Annotated in this window: 19 protein-coding genes and 1 pseudogene; 6 read left to right on the top strand and 14 right to left on the bottom strand. The window is 58.2% G+C overall.

What is annotated here, in order from left to right; all coding sequences use genetic code 11:
* Positions 1-3 precede the first annotated feature (3 nt).
* The 4 genes from G3N59_RS15720 to tssI are packed head-to-tail and all read right to left on the bottom strand — an operon-like array spanning position 4 to position 6,071.
* Positions 4-963 carry a hypothetical protein gene (locus G3N59_RS15720; protein WP_205983536.1) on the bottom strand — a complete coding sequence of 320 codons (960 nt, stop codon included), beginning with the start codon at positions 961-963 and terminating at the stop codon, positions 4-6.
* Positions 964-986: 23 nt separating this feature from the next.
* On the bottom strand, positions 987-2,537 hold the full coding sequence (locus G3N59_RS37030) for a DUF4150 domain-containing protein (RefSeq protein ID WP_241023475.1): 1,551 nt from the start codon (positions 2,535-2,537) through the stop codon (positions 987-989).
* Positions 2,530-3,948 carry a DUF2169 domain-containing protein gene (locus G3N59_RS15710; RefSeq protein WP_205983535.1) on the bottom strand — a complete coding sequence of 473 codons (1,419 nt, stop codon included), beginning with the start codon at positions 3,946-3,948 and terminating at the stop codon, positions 2,530-2,532. The genes G3N59_RS37030 and G3N59_RS15710 overlap by 8 nt, the downstream gene beginning before the upstream one ends.
* 11 nt (positions 3,949-3,959) lie before the next feature.
* Complete coding sequence (gene tssI, locus G3N59_RS15705) at positions 3,960-6,071, bottom strand: type VI secretion system tip protein VgrG (protein ID WP_205983534.1); 2,112 nt, start codon at positions 6,069-6,071, stop codon at positions 3,960-3,962.
* A 266-nt stretch (positions 6,072-6,337) separates the two neighbouring features.
* Between tssI and G3N59_RS15700 the strand changes: the two genes are divergently transcribed.
* The 3 genes from G3N59_RS15700 to tssF are packed head-to-tail and all read left to right on the top strand — an operon-like array spanning position 6,338 to position 10,224.
* On the top strand, positions 6,338-7,552 hold the full coding sequence (locus tag G3N59_RS15700; RefSeq protein WP_205983533.1) for a hypothetical protein: 1,215 nt from the start codon (positions 6,338-6,340) through the stop codon (positions 7,550-7,552).
* Positions 7,549-8,325, top strand: a complete 777-nt coding sequence (locus tag G3N59_RS15695) for a hypothetical protein (RefSeq protein WP_205983532.1) — start codon at positions 7,549-7,551, stop codon at positions 8,323-8,325. The genes G3N59_RS15700 and G3N59_RS15695 overlap by 4 nt, the downstream gene beginning before the upstream one ends.
* 51 nt (positions 8,326-8,376) lie before the next feature.
* Positions 8,377-10,224: a type VI secretion system baseplate subunit TssF gene (tssF, locus tag G3N59_RS15690; protein WP_205983531.1), complete on the top strand. Its 1,848-nt coding sequence runs from the start codon at positions 8,377-8,379 to the stop codon at positions 10,222-10,224.
* A 144-nt stretch (positions 10,225-10,368) separates the two neighbouring features.
* Here the strand turns inward: tssF and G3N59_RS15685 are convergent.
* The 5 genes and pseudogenes from G3N59_RS15685 to G3N59_RS15665 form a co-directional block, all read right to left on the bottom strand.
* Positions 10,369-10,608, bottom strand: a pseudogene (locus G3N59_RS15685) (FAD-binding oxidoreductase); the annotation flags it as partial.
* Between the two features lie 66 nt (positions 10,609-10,674).
* A complete protein-coding gene (locus G3N59_RS15680) occupies positions 10,675-10,857 on the bottom strand; it encodes a hypothetical protein (protein ID WP_205983530.1) in 183 nt (60 codons plus the stop codon).
* Between the two features lie 12 nt (positions 10,858-10,869).
* The gene (locus G3N59_RS15675; protein ID WP_205983529.1) at positions 10,870-11,658 is read right to left on the bottom strand and encodes a flavin reductase family protein; all 789 of its coding nucleotides are present in this window, start codon (positions 11,656-11,658) and stop codon (positions 10,870-10,872) included.
* Positions 11,659-11,691: 33 nt separating this feature from the next.
* The gene (locus G3N59_RS15670) at positions 11,692-12,756 is read right to left on the bottom strand and encodes an LLM class flavin-dependent oxidoreductase (RefSeq protein ID WP_205983528.1); all 1,065 of its coding nucleotides are present in this window, start codon (positions 12,754-12,756) and stop codon (positions 11,692-11,694) included.
* Between the two features lie 241 nt (positions 12,757-12,997).
* Positions 12,998-14,212 carry a CaiB/BaiF CoA-transferase family protein gene (locus G3N59_RS15665; protein ID WP_205983527.1) on the bottom strand — a complete coding sequence of 405 codons (1,215 nt, stop codon included), beginning with the start codon at positions 14,210-14,212 and terminating at the stop codon, positions 12,998-13,000.
* 422 nt (positions 14,213-14,634) lie between these two features.
* Between G3N59_RS15665 and G3N59_RS15660 the strand changes: the two genes are divergently transcribed.
* From G3N59_RS15660 to G3N59_RS15650, 3 genes are all read left to right on the top strand, one after another.
* Positions 14,635-15,585 carry a LysR family transcriptional regulator gene (locus G3N59_RS15660; RefSeq protein WP_346777890.1) on the top strand — a complete coding sequence of 317 codons (951 nt, stop codon included), beginning with the start codon at positions 14,635-14,637 and terminating at the stop codon, positions 15,583-15,585.
* 150 nt (positions 15,586-15,735) lie between these two features.
* Positions 15,736-16,530, top strand: coding sequence for an enoyl-CoA hydratase/isomerase family protein (locus G3N59_RS15655; RefSeq protein ID WP_205983526.1), 795 nt, complete (start codon positions 15,736-15,738; stop codon positions 16,528-16,530).
* Between the two features lie 27 nt (positions 16,531-16,557).
* Positions 16,558-17,316 carry a glucose 1-dehydrogenase gene (locus G3N59_RS15650; protein WP_205983525.1) on the top strand — a complete coding sequence of 253 codons (759 nt, stop codon included), beginning with the start codon at positions 16,558-16,560 and terminating at the stop codon, positions 17,314-17,316.
* 108 nt (positions 17,317-17,424) lie between these two features.
* Here the strand turns inward: G3N59_RS15650 and G3N59_RS15645 are convergent, their stop codons facing one another.
* From G3N59_RS15645 to G3N59_RS15625, 5 genes are all read right to left on the bottom strand, one after another.
* Positions 17,425-18,372: a LysR family transcriptional regulator gene (locus tag G3N59_RS15645; protein ID WP_346777889.1), complete on the bottom strand. Its 948-nt coding sequence runs from the start codon at positions 18,370-18,372 to the stop codon at positions 17,425-17,427.
* A 125-nt stretch (positions 18,373-18,497) separates the two neighbouring features.
* Positions 18,498-19,862 carry an MFS transporter gene (locus G3N59_RS15640; protein ID WP_205983524.1) on the bottom strand — a complete coding sequence of 455 codons (1,365 nt, stop codon included), beginning with the start codon at positions 19,860-19,862 and terminating at the stop codon, positions 18,498-18,500.
* A gap of 70 nt (positions 19,863-19,932) precedes the next feature.
* A complete protein-coding gene (locus G3N59_RS15635; protein WP_205983523.1) occupies positions 19,933-21,003 on the bottom strand; it encodes a porin in 1,071 nt (356 codons plus the stop codon).
* A 316-nt stretch (positions 21,004-21,319) separates the two neighbouring features.
* Entirely contained in the window at positions 21,320-22,108 is a 789-nt protein-coding gene (locus tag G3N59_RS15630; RefSeq protein WP_205983522.1) for a flavin reductase family protein, read from the bottom strand.
* A gap of 34 nt (positions 22,109-22,142) precedes the next feature.
* Positions 22,143-23,204, bottom strand: a complete 1,062-nt coding sequence (locus G3N59_RS15625; RefSeq protein ID WP_205983521.1) for an LLM class flavin-dependent oxidoreductase — start codon at positions 23,202-23,204, stop codon at positions 22,143-22,145.
* Positions 23,205-23,526: the final 322 nt, after the last annotated feature.

The following is a 23,526-nucleotide window of genomic DNA, read 5'->3' as shown; positions in this document are numbered from 1 at the left end:
TTCTTACGGTTGAATCGGCGGGTTATCCGGATGGTTGATCCGTGTCCAGACCTCACCGTCAAATCTGACCAGGTCCTTGGCCCCGATCGACCAGATTGCGTCCTCAGTCGAATCGACCGTATAAGTCTCGACTTCCGGAACGAGTCCCGTAACCACACGCTCAATGGCGCGGCCGTTGTATGCAAACAGGCCTTGGGTTGTTCCGAGATAGATATTGTCTTTGAATTTCGCAAGCGACCAGAACGTCTCGTTGTCTGCCACATCGCTAACGTCTTTGAAACCGCTGGTCACATTACCGTTCAACAACGTCCCATTCGCCCCACCGATCCATACATCATCAACACCATAGCAACGGATACACTCAAGATTTTCATCGGTCTTCAATGGGATCTTTTTCCATGCCTGGCCATTCCAGTGATACAGCGTTCCATTCGATCCAGCAACATACACGTCCTCTTCAGAAAATCCGTCAATCTGATTGAAAACAATATAATCGTTCGATGCTGCGTGATGATGCTTCAACGGCGCCGATACAAGCGATATCCAGGCACCGCCTTGTCGCCTATACACCTGACTATTGAACCCACATGCAAACAGCGTATTACCTATCTCACGAATCGAGCGCAGATAACCCAGATCACCGTGGCGCACGCCAGCATCAGGTATCTTCTCCATGGAAGATGAACCATCTTTGCTAGTCCATAGTTCGACCTCGCCTTCTTTCGAGAGCGCAACCAATTGCCTTAATTCGGTTGCGCTCTGTGCCTTCTGACACACAGATACGATATTTGCGTTGACGTCGTGATAGAACCATTGCCGACCGGGCTCCAGACGCCCGACATAGGCACTCATCCGGGTATGGGTGTATTCGGACGAATCGACATCCTCAAGCTGAGTTGCGAGGTAAACAATATCGCTTTCGACTGCACACCCGGAGATGAAATAAACCTCTGTACCTATCATTTTTCTGCTCCCTTGCAAAACGCCTAGAACCCGAAGCCACCGCCGTTCTGGTCTGGCACACCCATATTCGAGGGGTTCAGATTCTTTGCCCTGCCAAACGGATCCGCCCGCAGTTTCGTAGCTGGCGACAGCCCTTTGGATTGATGATATTCACGCAATTGACGCTTCAGATCTTCCTTCTTGCAACCGGTAACCTGCGACACCACACCGGCACCGATATCCTCCAGTTGCCCCAGCGTCGCGGTACCGCGCGGAGTGCCAATCCTGCCAAGCCCAGCTTCGATAATATCGAAGCGGGCATGTATCTGGCCATGCTGAGCCAGTTCACGATAATACTGAACAAGTCTTCTGCCGTTCTGCTTGACCGTCGCCCCATTCGCAGCACTCGCTTTCGTCTTCCCATCCACGCAAACGGACAGCCCATCGGCATGCCGGATCGCGCCACGATAATATTCGCCTTGCTCGCCCGGTTGCTTGAAACAATGGTCGGGAACTACGTGGTGCGGCGTAGCACCGTTAGGGCAGCCCTCGCGATAAGGGCGAAGTCGACAACGACCCGCGTCGCTGCCGCGACCTGGCACGTTCACGTTGTCCTTGCCACCAGAACGCTCCGTGCGTTTCGCCGTCCTCTCAGCCTGCTTCTCTTCCCGTTTGAGAGCATCCGCCTCTGTCTTTGCCTCAGCCTTAAGCGCCTTCGCCTCAGAAACGACCGCTTTGCTTCCCGGTATCATCGATGTGAGGCGATTGATCACCGCGTTTTCTACGATGCCCATAGCAGCGCCGACAAAGTCAGGCGTCTTGCCTGTCAATATCCAGTCGGCCGCGGTATCCATCGTGCTGGCTCCGGCGTCCGTGATGCCGCCAACCGTGCCGACAGCACCACCCACTGTTACGCCTGCACCACCGACCACTTCCATCCCGGCGGCAACCGGCGCGCCCACGCCCGTCGCAGCGACGCCGGCGCCTGCCAGCATCGTTACACCGCCTGCGCCCGCGACCTTGCCGCCGGCGTCCATGGCCTTCTCAGCGCCTTCGTGCAGCAAAGGCGACACATTCTCCTTGTAGCCTTGAGCCAGTTCCTTCGCGGTCTGTTTGACCTTGTCGGCAAACGACTGCTCAGCAGGTGTGGCATCAGGCTGGCGTGACTGATCCGCGCCGCCAGCCGCTGATTTGGCTGATGCACCGGAAGGTCCCGGAGCAACGACATAGATCCCCGGGTTGTTCCCGCCGTTCATCGTATTGCTATCGCCGGCACGCACCACATACTTTCCACCTGCACGCACCGTGGCGCTCGCGCTGGTTGGCTTCACCTCGCCGTTTACCGTGCCCGATTTCACGCCTTTGAGCGCGCCGGCACTGTCACCCGTGCAACTGGGCTGCGTGCTCTGATCGAGCACATAGGCTGGCGTACCTCGAAAACGAACGCTCGGCACAACGCCGACACTACTGCCCAGGTCTTGCGTCGTCGGATACGGCAAAGGTACGACGCTGCTTCCCACCTGGGTCTTGTTTATCGAAGGAGCGGTCGATACAGCCTTGAATTCACCGATCTTGTGCGCGCCGGGTTTAGGCATAGCGCGCCTCCATGCGACGTGCCTGAGCGTCGAATTCGGTGAACAGCCGCTCTCGCTCGCGACGCTGCGCGGCAGAAAGAATGCCTGCCTCAAGGACACGAATCGGCGCTTCACGGGTCTTCGCAACGATCCTCCGCCACACCAGGCAGAGCTGCCTGCGTTCCGTGTCGATCGATACCGTATCGATATTCATCGGCAGCCGGAACCAGGCGCCACTCTCCAGCCGCACCCGCACGAACGCCAGATGTTCGGGCAACGCAAATCGCATCATGCTATTGCCCTGATCGTCGAGCGTGACACCCGTGGCATCCGCTGGAAACAGGTTAGTCAATTCGAACACTTCAGCGCCTTGGGGATACGCGATCTGCTGGTCAGGCGGCGCCGCATTCCAGACCGAAAAATCGAAGTCATCGGGGAGCCACCGGCTACTCGCAACGAAGGACTCGTCGATCGTGCCCACAAGCTTTGCTCGCTCCGGATGCCCTTTGGCGCGCACGCCAAGGCAGGCGACGCGCTGCTGCTTTGGCAACGGTCGCCCCGATATTGCCTGCTCGAAAACGGATAGATCGAACGGCGCATCCGGCCACTCGAACTGCGGCGCTTTCAAGGTCTTGATCTGGGCGGCATCCAGATACCAACCCTCTGACCAACCGGCACCGATGGGATTCTCTGGAAATGCGGTATGAGCGACCGGCCCCATGTCGCCCTGTGCGTCAGGAAAGCGGTGTCGCTGCGGCACCCTGGCGGCGACCGGGGAACCAGCCGACACCCGACACTCGCCGCCAAATGCCAGTTCGGGTCGCAATGGAATTGAGCGGCACGGAACAGGCCTGGACAACGACCACGGGACGGGTCGCATCAAGCCAAGCGTCAACCCGCGGCAGATCCGTGCCAACCATGACGTCGCGAAGGCCGATCTCACGAGAACACGCTCACCCGTGACGTCGAGAACCTTGTCGATCAGCGTGACGCCAGATTGCGTCACGCCACGCACGGCAGCACACTCCTGCTCCCATTGCGCCATTGCCGCGGGCGACGGCGGCAACAGCGGATTCAGCCCCTGCGGCGACGCGGGAAGCGCGCGCTCAGGCGCGTCGGGCGCGCGCACGACCAGTCCGACACGAAAGCGCCCCATCGCGCGGCTGGCTGGGGAATACGCTGCGCCGTTGACGATGACATCGCATTTCGGCTTGAACTGGCAGAGGTCACTCTCTTCCCGCACGCCGCTGCGACCAGGCTCTCCGAACCAGGTGTCCTCGACAGACAAAGGCGACTGCTCGTCGGCGTATAGCGGGCCATCTTCCGTGAGATCGAAGGTCTGGCGCAGGACAACGACGTGAAACTGCTGATCGTGCTGATCGACTCCCTCGAATGCCAGCGCGGGAAATGGCGTGTGATTGACGAATTCCATCGCGAGAGGGCTCAGTTGATATCGACATCCTTGCCGTTGATCTGTACCGGCCCGGAGCCTTCGATCAGCAACTGCGTTCCGCGCAAGGTAATCTGTCCGCTGCTTTCAAGAATCAGCGAGGCGCTACCGGTCCTGAGTTCAATGCGGTCTCCGGCAGTGATCGTGTAGGTTTTCCCCACCATTGTCGACTTCGACAGTCCGACCTCTTCTGCGCTCGCCAGGCCAGCAGACGTGTTGACGGCTCCCGCTACCGTCACCTGGTAGCCACCACCTACCGTCAATGCCTTTGCAAGCCCCACGGTCTCCGTCGAGGTCAGCGCGATCACGAGGTTCTCCATCCCCTTGATGATTTCCGTGCGATTGCCACCGACCGTCAACGTTTCATTATTGCCAACCGTCTCGGTCCGATCCACGCCGACCGCGATCGTCTCGCTATTCCCGACCGTCTCCGTCCGGTTATTACCGACCTGCACCGTCTCATCATGTTCAACGGTCTTGCTACGGTCGTTCCCCACCGTATGCGATTCGTCGTTCTCGACCTCGATGCGCTGATCCTTCTCCGCGTGAATCCAGACTTCCTCCTGCCCCATCTTGTCTTCGAAGCGGATCGCATTGGCGTTAGCCGATGTCGCGCCCTTGCTGGAACGGCTGAGCATGCCACTTTGCGTCGCGTTCGCGGGCAAACTCCAGGGCGGCATATTCTGGGCGTTGTAGACGCGCGAGATGACGAGTGGCCGATCAGGATTTCCATCGAGAAACAACACGACCACCTCTTCGCCGATCCGCGGAATCTGGATCATCCCAAAGCCGCTTCCCGCCCATTGCTGCCCGACACGAACCCAGCAGGAGCTACGATGATCGTTCTCGCCCAGCCGGTCCCAATGAAACTGGACCTTCACGCGCCCCAGCGAATCCGTGTAGATTTCCTCGCCTTTCGGCCCCACCACAACGGCCGTCTGCGGACCGGGGATCGTCGGCCGCGCGACGTTCAATAGCGGCCGGTAGGGGATCTTCTTGCGCATGCAGGTAAAACTGCAGCCATACGACGCCGAACCCGAACCCGCCTGGTAATTATTCTGGCCGGAATGGTTGACCGCGAGAAGCACGAACTGCCGGTCCTCGGGCTGCGTGTCGTCATGATCGTAGTGATCTTCGAGCTGGAAATAACGCAGCGGCATCAGCCGGCGGCTGTTGCTCGCGCCGGTAAATATCTTGCTGTTGGCAGCGAGCGCTTCTGCGCGGAAGCTTGCGAGTTCCTGGCCCCGGTCGCTGTTCGCAAATCCTTGCGGACCGACGTAGTCGTAAATCTCATAGGAAGGCACCTTGCCCTGATCGACACCGGTCTTGCTCGACTGGAGCCGCCGCGCGCCCGGCACCTTGTAATCAGCCGCCTTCAGCGCGACGCTGCCCGGCGCCAGTTCCCGCGTCGACACGAAGGACGTCACGACGTCCACGTCATCGAGCGTATCGCCCTGCGAATACGTCAATTGCGCGCTCGTGCCATCGATCGCTTTCGCATTGGTCGAGCTGTCGGTCACGATGAGTTTGTGAGCGTTCCTTGAATGCTCGAAGTAGAAAAACAAGCCCTCTTCCTGCATCAACCGCAACGCGAAGTCCAGATCGGTTTCACGATACTGCGTGCAGTAACTGCGAACAGGTGTTTCCCTGGCAAGTTGAAAATCATACGAGGCAATCGTGCCGTATTCCTGAAACACGCTCGAAAGAATTGTTTGAACGTTTTGTTCCTGGAATATGCGGATGTCCTGCCGGCGGGAAAGCATCCAGAGCCACGGCCGGATCGTTGCGCTATAGGTCGCAAGGCCGCCATCGGTATCCAGATGCGAGAAGTTTGTGACGTATCCGTGAAAATATCGCTCTTCAGAACTTGCGATGGCGCTGGTCAGTTGCAGCGTCACGGTAACTGGCTCGCCGATCATTTTCTTGAGTTCGATATTCGCGTCCTGCGAGGCGAGATGCAGGTGGAAATCGAATAGCTGCGAGATGCCTTCGGTGCCGTGAAAATCGACGAGCACCAGCTGCGACAGTCCTTCCGGCGAGGCGTCGATAGAAAACAGGCGATTGTTCTGAAGCTGGACGAAGCTCGAGAGGTCGGACATTTGCATGAGATGCCCCGGGATATCGCGCAAGGAAATCGCGCAATATTAACGGAAACAATCTCCAATCAACTACGTAAAATTCCAAAATACGATTTATTATGCGAATTGATTTAAGTCATCGACGTTTAACATTTTCTGGAATCAGGAAATTATTTCCTGTAATCGAATATTAAGGAAATAATTGCGATTAAAATCGCGGCCATTGTCTGATCCCCGCATTCTCGCGTATATTCCACTCCTCCCCGCGAGTATAGGTATGCCCGCTTTCCGGTTTGCAGTGGGTCGCGGCCTTCAGTTTCTGTGACGACTCCATTATCGCCATGCCGAATGCCCCGTCCCGCTGGGAGCCGTACTGTCACAGGCCAGATGCCGCGGCCCATCTGTCAAATTTTGCCGGTAGCGTGCTCGGTCATCACGCAGGCGTGATTTTTTTCGATGGCTCCGGCGCGACCCGCCTTAAAAGTGCAATACCCGACAACGACGGCGATACGACGGACCTCGTCGTGTCGATTCAACGTCCGCCGTTTTTCCCCGTTGGCTTTGCAGGGGGGTCTACAGCGCGATCCGCACAGCAAAACCCGCGCGGCGGCGGAAATGCCATCGCACAGACGGCCAGCCGCGTGCTCGCCGACCTTGGTCAGGCGCGGTCATCGGCGGCCCAATTCGTCGAGAACCACAAAACGGCATTCGATGGTGCAGCCACCGCAGTCGACGTGCTCGGCGTCCTGTCGGGCGTTGTAGCAATGGCCTCGCTCCTTGCGGGAACGGTCGCGCTTGCACCCGCGGTGCTCGGCATCGTGGCGGGTGCCGCCGCACTTGCACTACTGAGCGAAGATGGCAGGATGTTCTATTACGAGGTCACGGGCAACGAATTGCGCAAACGGGAACTCGCCAGTTCCTGGCACTACCAGATGGTCGAAGCCGTTGCTCCGTGGCTTGCACTTCCTGATCTCGCGCTCAGTGGTCTCTCAACGGTGCGCGAAGCCGGTCAGACTGCGCGAACCGTTGCCGCCGCCTCCAACCGGATCGAGACAACAACGGCGCGTCTGGCCAGTCAGCGTGAAGCGATCGATGCCTATAGCCAGGCACATGCGACAAAGCTCAATCAGTCCAACATCACGACCAAAATCCAGCGTATGCGGGCGAAAGCCAACAAGCTGGACAAGAATCTGCTTCGCGCCCAGTCCAAGCTCACTGTTGCCAGTCGCAAACTTGTCGTACTGCGAACGATTGGATTGCCAGCCTATGCAGGTACGATCTATGGTATGAGCGTCTACGGCATTGATCCTCCCAGCCTGAGCGACGGTTTGCAGGCAAGCGAAAAGGCGTGGCACGACAGGCTTCCACCGCCTACTCCCACGCCAGACCCACATCATCCAGCCCAGTTGCTGGTGCCCGCCCAAACCGCCGCGCAAGTCGCAGGAATCGCCCACCCCATGATGCAGTTCCAGGTCGCGGTGCGCCCTAAAACGGAAGTGACACAATGACGACGACAAAACACCGTCGCGACGCCGCTGGACACGTACGAAGCACGCATTCCGCGAAAGGCGAGCGCCCGGGAAACCGGCCACCAGGTGCGCCATGGGGAGCGGCAATCGCGGCGGGCGCATTCTTCCTCGCAGCCGGCGGCACGCTCGTGGAAGTCTATTCGTGCTTCGCCGATTTTGCCGGATTCCCATTTGAGCAATATATGCTGGAGGAGATCGGCATAGCTGCCGCTTTGATGCTGCTGATCGGAATGGGCTGCCGGTCCGGCAAACTCTGGGCCATCCGGCTTTTCCGATGGAGCACCCACGCTGCTGCATGCCTGTTCATAGCGATGGCCATCTGCGCGGTCTGGTTCGCGACGGGCACCCCGGCTCGCGATCCGGCCTTCAGCTTCGTCTTCGTGTTGCTCGCCGTACTCCAGATACCGGCTTTCATCATCGTCTATCGACAATTCGCGCGTGTGCGCTGGCTCGATCCGAAGTCGTTGCCTTTCGAGTGGGAGTTGCCGGCACGCCCGAACCTGGGCAAGGGCGCCAGCGCCGTGCCCATCAAAATCGGCGTCGGCGGCTGGGTAATTCGCGCCCTGATCGCGATCGCCATAACGCTGCGCTATTATCTCGGGCTGATTCGCTCCGACTGGTTCGCCGCGTGGCTCGCGAACGGCAATCTCCTGCACTTGACGGCCGTGCTCGCGGCGATTTGCGTACCGTTCATCGTGATTGGACTCACGTTCTGGTGGCTGCTGCGTCAACAACGCAGCGCCGCACTGTGAACAGCAACAGCTCGAAATAAGGCCCCGAAGAAGTGGCAAGCCATTCCAGTCATGGATGAATTCGAAAAACTCCTGCCTTATTTCGAGCGTGAACTCGCCCAGTTCCGGCACGACCTGCTTCAGTTCGAGCATACCTTCCCTAAAACCGCAGCAAGACTGTCGATGTCGGGCGGCCAGAGCGACGATCCGCACGTCGAACGCATCCTGCAATCGGCAGCCTGGCTCAATGCACGCGCATCCAGGCGCATTGTCGATCAGTATTCCGAATCATCTCGCGCGCTGATCGAATCCGTTTTCCCTGCCTATCTGCAGCCGATTCCCGCGTGCTCCATTGCGAGATTCGCCGCAGGACATCTGTTCGACGGGCTGACCAGCACGTTCGTCATCGCCAGCGATACCGAACTGGAGCATCACGCTTCGCTCTGCAAATTCCGTACGACCTGGGATGTCACGCTTGCGCCACTCGCCATCACACGCGCGCAATTTTCCCCGCCAACGCAAGCGCCGACGCTCAGGGCAGGACTGCTTTCCAGCGACGCTGCGGGCATTGTGTCCATCGAATTCGCTGCGCCGGGACACAAACTGCGCGCTGGAAGCACGCTATTTCCGCAAACCCTGCGGATCTATCTGCATGCGGACCGGACGCTGTCCGCGGCACTCATCGACACTTTCCTGCTTCGCCCTCACAGAGCCTTCGTGGAAGCGAATGGCAGCCGCGCCTGGCTTGCGCTCGACGCCCATCCCTGCGCCCCGGTCGGCTTCGACGATGCCCACGCCCTGCTCGCCGAGCCCGCGAATACGCAGCAGCCGGCATTAAGGATGCTGATCGAGTACGCAACATTTGCGCACAAGTTTGGTTTCGTCGACGTCGATCTTGAAGCGCTTCTGCGCAGAGCCGGTCCTTGCGACAGACTGACCGTGCATTTTCCGGTCGCGGCTCATATCGCCCATCCCGTGACCCTTGAGCGGCTCGGCCAGCTGAATGCCGCTCATCTGCAGCTTTTCTGCACGCCCGTCATCAATGTGTTTCAGTGCGAGGCGAAGCCCGTCGATGTCGTTGCGGACACGTCCGTCTATCTGCTCTGCGTACCCGACACCCAGGCGCCGTCCGTGGTCATCCATTCGGTAGATTCGGTGCGCCTCATTAGCGATGAACGCGGCACGCCCAGCGCGCAGATACCGCCGTACCGCTCGTTACGACACTGGACGCCGCTCAACGTGTTCTGGAGCCTGAAACAGGCCGACCCAGGCGCCCGCCTGACGACAAGCAACGAGACCGCCATACAGCTCGTCAACGCCGACGGACAGCCGGTCACTCCCGCCGCGCGCAGGCTTGCCGTCGGCTTGACCTGCACGAATGGCACGGCGCCGTCGGGAATCCGTATCGGTGCAACGGCGGGCGACCTGGAAAGCGAGACGCAAAACATCGGCGGCCCGATCACGATGCTCGTCACGCCCAGCGCGAGCGCACAACCGCCCACGGACGACCGCGCGCTCTGGCGCCTGATATCGACGCTTTCGCCCAATCATGTCTCGATCGCGCGGACGGGCCTGAACGAACTGCGCGAGTTGCTCTATCAGCTTGCCAAGCCGGCTTCTCCCGATAACGTCCGCTACGTGGCGGGCATCACTGCGCTCAGCGCGCGCCCCGTCAAGCGGGCCATGCACGTCGATCCTCTTCCGACGCCGACGCTCGTGCCGGGCATGCGCATCACGCTGACGATCGACGAAACCGCCTTCGTCGGCCACGCCATTTACACATTTGCGCGGCTGATGGAGCGGTTTTTCCTGCGATACGCCGGTTGGGATTGCATGGAGCTATCGATCGTTTCAGAGCAGGGAGCGGAACTCTATTGCGGCGAGCCTCAGTTGGGAGCGCCTGAACTGGCGTTCGTCTGATTGCCCCCCCTCAATCAAGCGCCCCATACTGATCTGCTGCAGAAATCCTGGACGGGGATGAGTGTTAGTGTTTCGGAGCAATTTCCCCGTTGAGACGGGAGGTTGACGATGAAACGCAAACAGTATTCGGTGGAGCAGATGCAGGTCCACCAGCGGCGTGTCGTTGGTGACAAGATCGGCAATCAACTTGCCCACGGCCGGGCCAATGCCGAAACCGTGCCCCGAAAAACCCGTGCCGATAAACAATCCCGGCAGCGCGGCAGCACCGGAAATCACCGGAATGGCATCCGGCGTGACGTCCATATAACCCGCCCATCGCTGCGCGACTTCGACCGCGCCGAGATGCGGATAGGCCTTCATGAACTGGATCAGGCCGTTATCGACTTAATTCATCAAAGCCCTTCTGATTACAAATCCAGAAGGGCTTTAGCGTGAATCCTGATTCAGTAATCAGTTCTTTCCTTGCACCCGGCAGTTCACCAGCTCCACAGCACTGTCACTGAAATAGATGGACAGATCGCGCCCATAATCTCTCTGGCTTGCGTATGCGGATACGACGGCAGTCCGGCGATCTTCGGCGATCGCGTTCCCCCGCTGCTGGGCGGCATGGCTATTCCTTTCCTGAGTCAGCATTTCGATCTCCGGTTACTGTGTCAGACCGCGAATCCCGGCGTTGAAGTTCACCATCGGCGAACCCGAATCGTCGGTAGTCGTTTTGCGGATCTTGCCAACGACCATCTCGTGCGTGCCCAAGGTCGTCGTATGGATGATGTCGCATTCGACATTGGCCAACGCACCCACGAGGATCGGCAGGCCGTCCAGACCCGCATCCCACTGCCCATTCGTAAAACGGGGGCAACCTTGAGGCTCTTTCAGGAACTTCGCCACCACGTCATGGTGTGTATGGCCCAGAACGTTGGCCACGAATTTGCCATGGGTTTTCAGCGGCGCGAGCATGGACGAATCGCGGTGCAAGAAGAAGCCGACTAACGGAGGCTCAGCCGAAATCGCCGTCAGGCTGGACACAACCATGCCGCCCGGATTCGTGATATCGCCAGTGGTGATGGCGGACACGCCCGCCGGAAGCATGCGCATGGCCGCCTTGAAATCGTCGACAGAACTCGCTGCCGCGTTCTCATTGCGAACCATGTGCGCGCGAATCAGGCCGTCGTCGTTGACCCAGTTGAATTTTCTGGCAAAGCCCACCATGGCTTCGAAGCCGGTTTCCCATTCTGGCTCGCCAGCTTTGCCGGACAGGAATCGGATGATCTGGGGATTGACCCAGACGTGCTCCTCATCCAAACGCTGGCCGACTCGCGCAATGGCTGCATCCAGCAACGTGTCACATTGCTCATCGATCAGGATATCGAATTGTTTGAAGTGCGACGGCGCAATCAGCGTAATCGCACCGCTATTCGTCAAATGCAGACGCATTGCAGGTCTCCGTATTTCTTGCTTGCTCGATGATCAGGCCAATACCGCTGCTTCGTTTCGCGCCAGTTCCTTGCGCACTGCCGGGATGATCTTGTCGCCCCAGAGTTCGATCTGCCTGAGCATCATCTTCTGGTCGCAGTCACCCAGCTGCGTTTGAAGTGCGATGTGGTTCGGCTTCAAGATCTCGATTTCCTCGAGCAGCTTGTCGATAACCTCGTTGATCGAGCCGACCGGCAGGTTGGCGCGCAACTGGTCGAGGGTCATGTCGGCGGCGCAAGGCGTTTCCTTCACGAGATATCCGTCGTCCATGTCCATGCGGCGATCCTTCAGCGACTCGGAGATACGACGCGCCCAGCGCGCCGAATCCAGATATGACCTGACTTCCGATTCGTTATCCGAAGCAAATCCGCAGCGCAGAAAGCCAATCCGGGTCGTGGAAAGGTCCTTGCCGAGTTCCGTGGCCAGCCCCTCCAGGCGAGCGCGCAAACCGCGCAGCGCGTCGGTGCCGCCGTGCAGCACGGTGGTGAACAGATTGACGTTTTCCTTGAATGCGCGACCCAGCGTGCCGGGGTTCATCGACGTGATCCACAGCGGCACCTTTTCCTGCACCGTGCGGATTGCAATCGATGTGGGCGGGATTTCGAAATGCTTGCTCTTGTGCTCGAAGACTTTCTGCCCCAGCCCGTGGTTAATCATGTCCCACATCTCGTGGAAGATCTCGCCGCTGTTTGCGAGGTTGCAGCCGAAACGCTCGAATTCGAATTGCTGGTAGCCAGAGCCGATACCCAGTTCGAGACGCCCTTCCGACAACGTGTCCGCGAGACCGATTTCAGCAAGCAGACGCGCGGGGTGATACAAAGGCAGGATACAAACCGCGGAGCCCAGACGGATTTTTTTCGTTTTAGCAGCCGCGTGTGCGATCGTCATCAAGGGCGACGGCGAGAGCGAGTAGTTATTGAAATGGTGCTCTGCGTACCACGCGGCGTTGAAGCCAGCCTGTTCGGCAACAACCGTCTGCTCGATCGTGTTGTGAATGACACTCTGCGAAGTCTGTGCGTACGAACGTTGCTGGCCCAAAGTAAATACACCGAATTCCATGATGACGTCTCCGTTGTTATGGTTAGCTGGCTGCATCTCCACTGGAACCGATTTAAGCAGTTCGACAAATCCGGCACAATCCAAAAACCTCTGCTTCTGTATTAAGGATTTGACATCAATCCGCGTCTAATTGCGCTTCTCGTTCGTAGTAAAGTACGCCTGCGCAAAAGCGATATGCCATAGATTTTGATCGATGAAATTAGCGGCGCGTCGCTCCTCGCACTCGCCGCCTAAGACCCGATCACACCACGCCCCGGCGCGCCAGATCGTCGATGCGTTCGGCGCTGTAGCCCAGCAGGTCCTGCAACACTTCGCGGGTGCCCTCGCCTAGTTGCGGCGGCGCGCGCCGCACCGGCATGCGTTCGCCGTCGAAGCGCCAGGGCGGCGCGAGTACGGGCGTGGTGCCCGACTCCGTATGCGGATGAGGCTGCGTGGTCAGAAGCCCTGCTTGCGCCGCGCGCGGTGAAAGCAGCGCTTCGCGCAGCCCCGCCACCTCTCCACATGGAATGCCCGCCCCCGCGAGTTTGTCGAGCAACGCGGCGCGCTTTTCGGCCGCAATGGCCTGGCGGACGACGGGCAGCAGCGCGGCGCGGTTTTGCGAGCGCAGGATATTGGTCTTGAAGCGCGCGTCGTCGGCAAGATCCGGGCGCAGCAACACTTCGCGGCACAAGCGCTCGTACTGGGCGTTATTGCCGACTGCGACCACGAGCGGGCCGTCGGCGGCTTCGAACACGCCATATGGAACGATCGACGGATGCTCGTTGCCGAAGCGCGGCGGGTCTTCTCCGGCCACGAGCGCTTCGAGTCCGTAATAGGCCGTGATCATCAGCCCGCAGTCGAACAGCGCCATTTCGATGTGCCGCCCGACGTCCGTGCGCTCGCGTTCGTAAAGCGCGGCGAGAATCGCCTGCGCCGAATACATGCCGGTAAAAAGATCGACGGCCGCAACGCCGAATTTGAGCGGCGGCCGTTCGGCTTCGCCATTCAACGCCATCAAGCCCGCTTCACCCTGCACGAGCAAATCGTAGCCGGGGCGCTCCGCTTCCGGGCCGGCGCGATCGTAGCCAGAAATCGAGCAATAAACGAGCTTGCTGTTTTCGCGTTTCAACTGCTCGTAACCGAGGCCGAGTTTCTCTGCGCCTCCGAATTTGAAGTTCTGGATCACGACATCGGAAGTCCTGGCGATATCGCGCGCGATCTGCTGGCCTTCCGGCGTTTGCAGGTCGAGCGTGAGCGAACGTTTGTTCCGGTTCACGCTATTGAAATACGCCGTTTCCGTGCGGCCAATGCGTAAGCCCCAGTCGCGTGTATCGTCGCCACGCCCAGGGTGCTCGACCTTGATGACTTCCGCACCCAGATCGCCCAGCACCATGGCGCACCACGGGCCAGCCAGCACGCGTGAAAGATCCAGCACGCGCACACCGTCGAGCGGAAGCGCCCTGTTTTCTGAAGCCATTGAATCGTTCCTTTTTCCATTGCGCGAGACCAGACGGGCGCGCCAGGTGGCCGGGCACGCGGCCCTCGTCGATACCGGAATCGCAATCTGGAGCGGATTCTAGGCAGTTCAGCGAACATCACACAATCCACGAAACGCTCGTTCTGTATTGCGCGTTTGACATCAATACTCACCGGATTGCAGCGCTCGTGTGTAGTAAAGTCGTTTCGCGCGTGGAGGGATATGAAGGGTTCGGATTGAGTATTAACCCCAATGGTTCAGCAAGACGAATCAGGTCAAGCGCGCAGCGTGCAGGCTTGGCGCTCGCACACTGCTACCCGCAAACCTGCTGTTCCTCGACGGAAGCCCTCGGTGTTTTCTGGTTGTTTCCGTTAGAACTGTGCAATACTTAATTGCTATCGAGTGCAAAAGAGTGAGGCGTCGTGGACAGACTTCGTGCGATGGAATTCTTCCTTTCCATCTCCAGGAATAAAAGCTTTTCGGAAACTGCCCGCCAATTCGGCATTGCCCCTGCCTCAGTTTCGAGAATGGTTCTGGACCTCGAGCATGAACTGAAGGTCAAGCTATTCACCCGCACGACCCGCAATGTCGCCTTGACCGAAGCGGGGCTCGAATACGCCAGGCATGTCGAAGGCATTCTGCGGCGCATCGAGGATGCCCATCGGAGCATCACTTCCATTACCACGGCCCCTTCGGGAACGCTTCGAATTCACTCGCGTGTGATGTTTGGCGTGGGCGTGTTACCGACTGTGATCAGCGAATTCTCCAGGCTTTACCCGGATATTCAAGTCGAGTTGGTGCTGAGCGAAAGCGCGGCCGATCTGGGCAAGGATCAGATCGATATCGATTTTCGCATTGCCCCTCCGGTTGAATCCGGGATCAAGCGACGGATTCTCTTCAGGAGTGACCGCTATCTGGTGGTGTCTCCTGGTTACTTCGTTGGCCGGAGCCAGCCCACATCGCCCGAAGACCTGAAACTTCATCGATGCGTCGCCTACTCCAGACCGGGAAACAGCTATTCGTGGCGATTCCGTAAAGACGATGTCGAAACCGAAGTCCCGTTTCAGCCCTGCCATGTGAGCAATAACGGTATTGCCCTGCTCGAATTCGCACGCATGGGTGAAGGCATCGTGCTGCTGGATGACTACACCGTACATAAAGACCTCATGAGCGGAAGATTGGTTCGGCTGCTTCCCGAATATCAGGTCACCAATTCCTCTTTCGCAGATGGAATGTACGCGACGATCATCGATTCTCCGTCCATCCCCACCAAGATCCGCCTGTTTCTGGACTTCGTCGCCTCCCGCGTCTCCGGTTCGGAACTCAGGTTCTCCGCCTACGCGTCGCACGAAGTGAAGAACGCAATCGACTGATCATCATAAGACCTGCCACGCATTCTCGATTACCCATGATCTGAATGAATCAGCCTTGGTTTTTGATTGAAAATCATCCAGGCTGGCAACGGTAGAATCTCTTGAACACCTTGGCACCCTAAATCAAGAGACAACTACCGGAGCGGAGACATGAGTGCAGACGTACAAGAGAGCGCCGAAACAACGGTGACCCTGGCAGTTCAGGATGGCGTGGCCCTGGTCACGCTCAATCGTCCCGAGGTCAAGAACGCGCTGTCGCGCGCCATGCGTCGCCGTCTCATTGCCGTATTTGACGAAATCAGCCTTCGCGACGATATTCGCTGCGCTGTGCTGACCGGCGCCGGTACGGCTTTTTGCGCGGGCGCGGACCTGCGCGATCGCCCGGACCCCGACGTCCCAGGTGACTTCCTCGATCACAACCGTTGGACTCGCGAAACCGGCAATTCGATCAAAGAATGCGCAAAGCCCGTGATCGCCGCGGTCAATGGCGCGGCGCTGGGTGCCGGTCTGGGCTTGATGGCCGCCTGCGACATCATGTACGCGTCAGACAATGCCGTATTTGCCATGCCGGAAATCAACGTCGGCCTGGCCGGCGGCGCGTCGATGCTGCGTACGTTGTTCGGTCGATCGACTGTGCGCCGCATGTTCTTTACGGGCGATAAGTTGACGGCTCAGGATCTGCTGCGCCGTAATGTGCTGGAGGACGTGCTCCCCTCCGACCAGTTGCTGCCCCACGTTATGGAACTGGCTCGCCGCATCGCCGGCAAATCGCCGACCGCGTTGGTCCAGGCAAAGAAAGCGGCCAATTTCACCGACCAGATGCCTCAGCGCGAGGCCTATCGTCACGAGCAGGACATCACCATGATGCTGGCCAGGACGGAGGATGCCAAGGAAGCCCGCATGGCATTTCTGGAGAAGCGCGCACCTGTATTCAAGGGTCGATAATTCATTAACCGGAAATAGACAGCGACTATGCAACAAGATCTGGCTGGGCGTTATGCCCTTGTGACCGGAGCTGGCGCCGGCATTGGAAAATCGACCGCGCTCAGGCTCGCCGCCCGTGGCGCTATCGTTGGCGTCAACGACCTGAAGGATGAACTGGTCAGCGATACCGTCGAGGCCGTGAGGGCTGCCGGCGGCCACGCATTTCCCGTCGTGAAGAATGTTTCGACACGCGAAGGTATGACCGAGGCCGTGAATATCGTCTTCGAAAAAGGCGGTCGATTCGATATCCTGATCAATAACGCCGCGTGGGTTCGCTATCAATCGGTACTGGAGATCGCGCCCGAGACGGTCGATCGTATGCTCGACATTGGTTTCAAAGCCGTCATCTGGGGGATACAGGCGGCAACCGCGGTCATGGAACCCGAACGCGGCGGCGCCATCGTCAACGTGGCCTCAACAGCCGCTCTGCGGTCGGCGGCGAACTCCATCGTGTACTCAGGCATCAAGTCCGGCATCCTGGGGATCACACGTGCGGCAGCGGCAGAACTGGGGGCCCGCAATATCCGCGTCAACGCGGTCTGCCCTTCTGCCGTTCCGACCGAAGGTACGATTCGAAATCGCAACGAAGAACGCGATGCCAGGCGCGTGGCGACGACGCCGCTGGGCCGCCTCGGCAACGTCGACGATATCGCCAGGGCAATCGTGTATCTGGCCTCCGACGATGCCGGGTTCGTCACCGCGCAGTGGATGGCTGTCGATGGCGGAATCACCTTCACCAACATTTAAGCAATAGTGCCGGCGGCGACGCTAGATCTTGCGGGCGGGCGCTGAAAAGGCATTTGGGCTATTTGGGCTTGCACGACAAGAAGCCCAAATGCCCCCTCAATATCTGCATCAGCGAGACATGGTGACTTCGCTAGATTCATAAGCCGAGAATCGCAGTTCCGAGCCAGAGACGCGAGACGCAACGAAGTCCATGAACAGGCGAATCTTGGCAGGAATGGCAGGCGAATCGACAATGGTCGCGTACATACCATCTTCGAAACTCGTATTGGTCACCTGATATTCAGGAAGCAGCCGAACCAATCTTCCGCTGATCAGATCCTTATGAACGGTGTAGTCATCCAGAAGGACGATACCCTCGCCCATGCGCGCGAATTCGAGTAAGGCGATGCCGTTATTGCTTACGTGGCGCGGATGAAACTGCACTTCGGTTTCAACGTCGTCTTTGCGGAATCGCCAGGAATAGCTGGTTCCCGGCATGAAATAAGCGACACATTGATGAGCCTTCAGTTGTTCAGGCGACGTAACGGGGCTTCGGCCAATGAAGTAAGCGGGAGACACCACCAGATAGCGATCACTTCTGAAGAGAATTCGGCGTTTGATGCCTGATTCAAGCGGTGGTGCAATCCGAAAATCGATATCGATTTGATCCGTGGCTAGATCGGCGATGGACTCGCTCAGTGTCAACTCGATCTGGATTTCCGGGTAAAGCTTCGAAAATTCTGCAATCAGCGTTGGCAATACACCTACGCCGAACATAACCCGGGAATGAACCCGTAGCGTTCCTGAGGGTGTGGAAGTGATCGACGTGACGCTGCGCTGCGCATCTTCGATGCTTCGCAGAATACCTTCGACATGCTTTGCATATTCGACCCCTGCTTCGGTCAGGGTCACATTGCGTGTGGTTCGAGTGAACAGTTTGACTTTCAGTTCATGCTCGAGATCCAGGATCATTCTCGAAACCGAAGCCGCGGCGGTACCAAATTGGCGCGCAGTTTCTGAAAAATTCTTATTTCTGGAAATAGAAAGAAATAACTCCATCGCACGAAGTCTGTCCACGAAGTCTCCGTTTTTTTGTATTCGGTATGCGTAATCATTGCATATTCTGGAATGACTTGACCAGAAAAAACACAAAGCCACTGCATGCTGGCAGCGGCTTTGTGACGGGAGCCAGATTCGCCTGGCTATCCGTGGAACGCCGCCTTGGCTTCGACAGCATCGTTTCGATGGCGCAGCGACGGGATGCCGAAACCAATGCAGATGATCGCGATCGAAGCGATGACGGTCGGCAGCGCAACCGCGGCGACGATGGTCGTCAACGGCCAGCCAAGACCGATCAGCGTGGCGCCCAGGAAGGTCCCGGCCACACCGCCAAAGCGGCCAACAGCCAGCACCCAGGCAGCGCCCGTCGCGCGCGACGTAGTTGGATACATCTGGGTGGCGAGCGTGGACATCGAGGAACAGGCACCGTTGTTGCCCATGGCCGTCAACACCAGCATCCACAGCAATGCGTCGCCATGCACGCCCGTGATGCCGACAACAACCGCCAGAACAGCCGAGATCGCGAAGTAGATCGAAATGATGCGCAGCGAGCCGAACTTGTCCATCAGTATTCCGCCCAGGAGAATGGCGATGCCCGAGAACCAGTTGAATGCCATCATCACGTTGGCGGTTTCGGCCAGTGAACGGCCTTCAGCGCTCATGATCGTCGGCGTCCACATCAGCAGCACGTAGAGCACGACCGTCGAGCAGATATACGCAACCCAGAGGAGCAGCGTCGGGACCGCGAGTTCCTTCGAGAACAGTTCGACAAACGAGAACCGGTGTTTTTTTGCGGCGCCGTTCGCGTCGGCAATAAACTGGGCACCGGAAAAGTCGACTGTCGGGTCAATGCGCGAAAGAACTCCGGCGATCCTTGCGCTGTCCTTTTGGGCCGTCGCGAGATATCGAACCGATTCCGGCAGGAAAAACAGCAGGAGAACGGCCACGATCAAGGGAGCGACACCACAAACCATGAGATACCCTTGCCAGCCATGTTGCGGAATCACGGAGCGCGCGAGCGGACCACAAATCCCGCCCCCCACCGCATAGCCGAAGAGCATCCCATTGACGGCACGGCTGCGCATGCGCGAGGGCAGGAATTCATTCATCATCGTCGCGCACAACGGAATGGCGGCGCCCAGACCGATGCCGGTAAAGAAGCGCGACCACATGAGTTCGTGCAGCGTCGAAGACTGTGCCGACCAGATGGTGGTGCCGCCGAATAGCGCAACGCTGAGAATAAGCACCAGACGGCGGCCCACGCGATCGGCGAACGGCGCGCCCAGCGCCGCGCCTACGCCGATGCCGATCAACGACGCCGAAAGCACCGGCGCCAGATCGGCCCTGGTTGCCTGCATCTGTTTTAGCAGCGCCGGAGCAATCAGACCCATTGCGCTTGCATCGAGACCATCCAGAAGAATGGTCAGAAACATGAGCACGAATAGAATGGCATGGAATGGTTTAAGCGGTCGTTCGTCGATGAACGACTGGACGTTGATCGTTTTCATTTCCAGTTTGATAGCCTGTAAGTTTTGGCAACAAGGTTTTTACAACACTGGGTAACTTTAAAAACCTCAATCAGAAGTTGTGAACCAGACCGATAGAAACCCCGAGCTGAGCCGAGGAACCCGGTGACATATTGAGCAGGGTCTGGGTACTGTACTTGTCGTACTTGTAGGCGCCCGTGAACCAGTTGCGGTCGGCCTCCAGGTACAGCGATGTCGATTTCGACAGTGAGTACAGTGCTTCGATGTATGCCGTGTTTTTGTTGCCGTTTGCGCCATCGACATTCGACAGATTCCTCGCCACGTCGATATAGTAGGCACCGATCAGCGTCAGGTACGGGGTCGGCTGGTAACGCGCGCCGATCGTCGTCACGTAGTCGCGGCGAGCCGGACCCGCCGCGCCGTCGATCGTCGTCAGACGCAGCGTCACCAGGTTCAGGTAGCCCTTCAGACTGCCATACGTGTAGGTAGCGCCGACCCACCAGTTGTCCTGCGTACCGGTTTCATCGGGGCTGTATTGCCGCTGAAACGAAACAGCCGCCTCCAGGCCGTGCGCCGCGTAGTAAATGTCGCCCGAGTAGTTCACGCCCGCACGCGATGCGCCGGCCACGCCCGAAGGATTGTAGCTCGCGCTCAGTGCGAAGTCGCCGATGTGCTTCGTGTAGACGATGTTGTTGTTGGTCCGCGAATCGCGCGTCCACACGTCGGTCAGGATCTGGCCGAGCGGGCATATTGCGGCGATACCGCCACCAATATAGATCGGGTCCATCATGATCGCGCGCAGTGCCGTCGTTGCGTACTGGCGACCGAACGTAAGACGGCCGAACTGCTGGCTGTCGATGCCCATGTAGGCCTTGCCATACCACAGCGTATTCGCCGAAGTCATGGCACCGGTGTTGATGTTGAAATAGTTTTCCAGCTGGAAGACCGCTTTGTTGCCACCGCCGAGGTCTTCCGATCCGAACAGGCCCCAACGTTCCGGGGAGATCGCATTGGACATCTGGAATGTCGAGCCGCCTGCGGTGTTGTTGACGTAACGAACGCCGTCACTGATGAAGCCATACATCGTGACCGACGATTGCGCGTGTGCAACGGATGTCAAGGATGTTGCGGCAACGGCTGCCGCAAGTATTTTCGTCTTCATTTAGTCTCCAAAATCAGAAGACGCGCTTTCGCGCGCTTATTTCTTTATTTATTTATCGTGATACATGCTTACTACACCAACCTGCCGTCCGGCAAATCGTCTTGTAAAACGACACGTTGATGTGCCCTGCAAACAACACAACGGCTGCGATGCTCGAAACGGCTCGTCAATCGTCGTTGATACGCATTGCCTGCCGTGCGTTCACCGTGCACGGCGTTGAATTCACGCCGTTGCGGCGCTCAATCAATAATCGGTGTACTAACCATTAGCGCGTGCGCGGCATCCCACAGCGCGTAAAACAGAATCGTCTCTGCGGCTAGGATGCAAGCGTTCGAATGGCGGCGTTGAAGTTCACCATTGGCGATCCGGCGTCGTCGGTTGTGGTCTTGCGTATTCTTCCCACGACCAGTTCGTGCGTGCCAAGGGTCGTCGTGTGGATGATGTCGCACTCGACATTCGCCAATGCGTCCACCAGGATCGGGATATTGTCGAGGCCAGAACTCCATCGACCGCTGGCGAAGCGGGCGCTGCCCTGCTGCGCCTGCAGGAAATTCGTCACCACTTCATGGTGCGACTGCCCCAGGATATTGGCCACGAACTTGCCATTGCTTCTCAGCGGAGTCAGCATCGACGAATCCCGGTGCACGAAGAATCCCACCAGCGGCGGCTGCGCCGAAATAGACGTCAGGCTCGATACCACCATCCCGTTTGGATTTTCGATATCGCCCGTCGTGATCGCCGACACGCCAGCGGGCAACATACGCATTGCAGCCTTGAAATCATCGACGGAACTTCCTGCCGAATCTTCATTGCGAACAATGTGCGCCCTGAGCAGGCCCGCTTCGCTAACCCAGTTGAATTTCCTGGCGAAACCCACCATGGCTTCGAAGTCGGCCTCCCAGTCAGCGTCTCCAGCCTTGCCCGAGAGAAAGCGAATAACCTGCGGATTCACCCATAGGTGCTCTTCGTCGGCACTTTCGCCAATGCGTGCAATCGACTGATCCAGCAAGGCCGCGGGCTGCTCGTCCACCAGGATCTCGAACTGCTTGAAATGCGACGGCGCAATCAGCGTAATCGCGCCACTATTCGTCAAATGCAGACGCATGCCATGACTCCCGGATTGATTGCTTGCTGCTGGATCAGGCCGTTGCTGTTTCGTTTCGCGCCAGTTCCTTGCGCACTGCCGGGATGATCTTGTCGCCCCAGAGTTCGATCTGCTTGAGCATCGTCTTCTGGTCACAGTCGCCGAGTTGCGTCTGCAGTGCGATGTGATCCGGCTTCAGGATTTCAATTTCCTGCAGCAGCTTGTCCACGACTTCGTTGACCGAACCAACCGGCAAATTCTCACGCAGCTGGTCGAGCGTCATGTCGACGGCACATGGCGTTTCCTTGATGAGGTAGCCGTCGTCGACGTCCATGCGGCGATCCTTCAGCGATTCGGAAATACGACGCGCCCAGCGTGCGGAATCCAGATACGCATCGACTTCGGCCTTGCTATCCGATGCGAAGCCGCAACGCAGGAAGCCAATCTTCGTCTTGCTGAGATCCTTGCCCAGTTGCGAAGCCACATCTTCGAGCCGGCCGCGCAGCCCCCGCAGTGCATCGTTGCCGCCGTGCAGCACCGTCGTGAACAGGTTGGCGCTTTCGTTGAATGCGCGCCCCAACGTGCCAGGATTCATCGACGTGATCCACAGCGGCACCCTTTCCTGAATGGTGCGGATCGCCACCGAGGTCGGCAGCATTTCGAAATGCTTGCCTTTGTACTCGAAGACCTTCTCGTTCAGCCCGCGGTTAATGATGTCCCATATTTCGTGGAAGATTTCGCCCGACGTCGGGAGATCCGAGCCGAAGCGCTCGAATTCGAATTGCTGGTAGCCCGAGCCGATACCCAACTCCAGACGGCCGTCGGATAGCGTGTCGGCAAGACCGATTTCAGCCAGCAGGCGAGCAGGATGGTAGAGCGGAAGAATGCACACCGCCGAACCAAGGCGAATCTTGTTCGTCCTGGCCGCTGCGTGAGCAATCGTCATCAGCGGCGACGGCGACAGCGAGTAATTGTTGAAGTGGTGCTCGGCGTACCAGGCGGCGTCGAAACCCGCCTGCTCGGCCACGACTGTCTGCTCGATGGTGTTGTGAATGACGCTCTGCGATGTCTGAGCGTAACTGCGCTGTTGCGCGAGAAGAAATACCCCAAATTCCAAGATGGCATCTCCGTTGTAATGGTAAGTGATTTACTGCCTGGAACTCAGTCTGAAGCGGATTCTAAGCAGTTCATCGAACATCACACAATCGAAAATTTTCTCGTTCTGTATTGCGGATTTGACATCAATACCCGGCCAATTGCGGCGCTTCTGTGTAGTAAAGTGATTTCGCCCAGGGAGGGATATTTCCGGTGCAAATTCGGCATTAACCCCAATGGTTGAGCAGTAGGTTTCCTGTATATGGCGCGTTGCGGCGCGGTTTTCCTGATCGGACAAACCGCGCTCATGGAGTGAGACTTTATTTAGACAAATAAAACAGGAC

It is taken from the genome of Paraburkholderia sp. Ac-20340 (genome assembly GCF_017104965.1).
GTDB lineage: Bacteria > Pseudomonadota > Gammaproteobacteria > Burkholderiales > Burkholderiaceae > Paraburkholderia.
The sequence above is the reverse complement of the archived record's forward strand: the minus strand, read 5'-3'. Positions and strand labels throughout refer to the sequence as shown.

Bases quoted from the DNA above. Each gene is read 5' to 3' on its own strand.
- G3N59_RS15630 (WP_205983522.1), bottom strand. From the start codon at position 22,108: ATGCGTCTGCATTTGACGAATAGTGGCGCGATTACGCTGATTGCGCCG.
- G3N59_RS15695 (WP_205983532.1), top strand. From the start codon at position 7,549: ATGACGACGACAAAACACCGTCGCGACGCCGCTGGACACGTACGAAGC.
- G3N59_RS15675 (WP_205983529.1), bottom strand. From the start codon at position 11,658: ATGCGTCTGCATTTGACGAATAGCGGTGCGATTACGCTGATTGCGCCG.
- G3N59_RS15635 (WP_205983523.1), bottom strand. From the start codon at position 21,003: ATGAAGACGAAAATACTTGCGGCAGCCGTTGCCGCAACATCCTTGACA.
- G3N59_RS15665 (WP_205983527.1), bottom strand. From the start codon at position 14,212: ATGGCTTCAGAAAACAGGGCGCTTCCGCTCGACGGTGTGCGCGTGCTG.
- G3N59_RS15640 (WP_205983524.1), bottom strand. From the start codon at position 19,862: ATGAAAACGATCAACGTCCAGTCGTTCATCGACGAACGACCGCTTAAA.
- G3N59_RS15710 (WP_205983535.1), bottom strand. From the start codon at position 3,948: ATGGAATTCGTCAATCACACGCCATTTCCCGCGCTGGCATTCGAGGGA.
- tssF (WP_205983531.1), top strand. From the start codon at position 8,377: ATGGATGAATTCGAAAAACTCCTGCCTTATTTCGAGCGTGAACTCGCC.
- G3N59_RS15655 (WP_205983526.1), top strand. From the start codon at position 15,736: ATGAGTGCAGACGTACAAGAGAGCGCCGAAACAACGGTGACCCTGGCA.
- G3N59_RS15680 (WP_205983530.1), bottom strand. From the start codon at position 10,857: ATGCTGACTCAGGAAAGGAATAGCCATGCCGCCCAGCAGCGGGGGAAC.
- G3N59_RS15650 (WP_205983525.1), top strand. From the start codon at position 16,558: ATGCAACAAGATCTGGCTGGGCGTTATGCCCTTGTGACCGGAGCTGGC.
- G3N59_RS37030 (WP_241023475.1), bottom strand. From the start codon at position 2,537: ATGCCTAAACCCGGCGCGCACAAGATCGGTGAATTCAAGGCTGTATCG.
- G3N59_RS15670 (WP_205983528.1), bottom strand. From the start codon at position 12,756: ATGGAATTCGGTGTATTTACTTTGGGCCAGCAACGTTCGTACGCACAG.
- G3N59_RS15720 (WP_205983536.1), bottom strand. From the start codon at position 963: ATGATAGGTACAGAGGTTTATTTCATCTCCGGGTGTGCAGTCGAAAGC.
- tssI (WP_205983534.1), bottom strand. From the start codon at position 6,071: ATGCAAATGTCCGACCTCTCGAGCTTCGTCCAGCTTCAGAACAATCGC.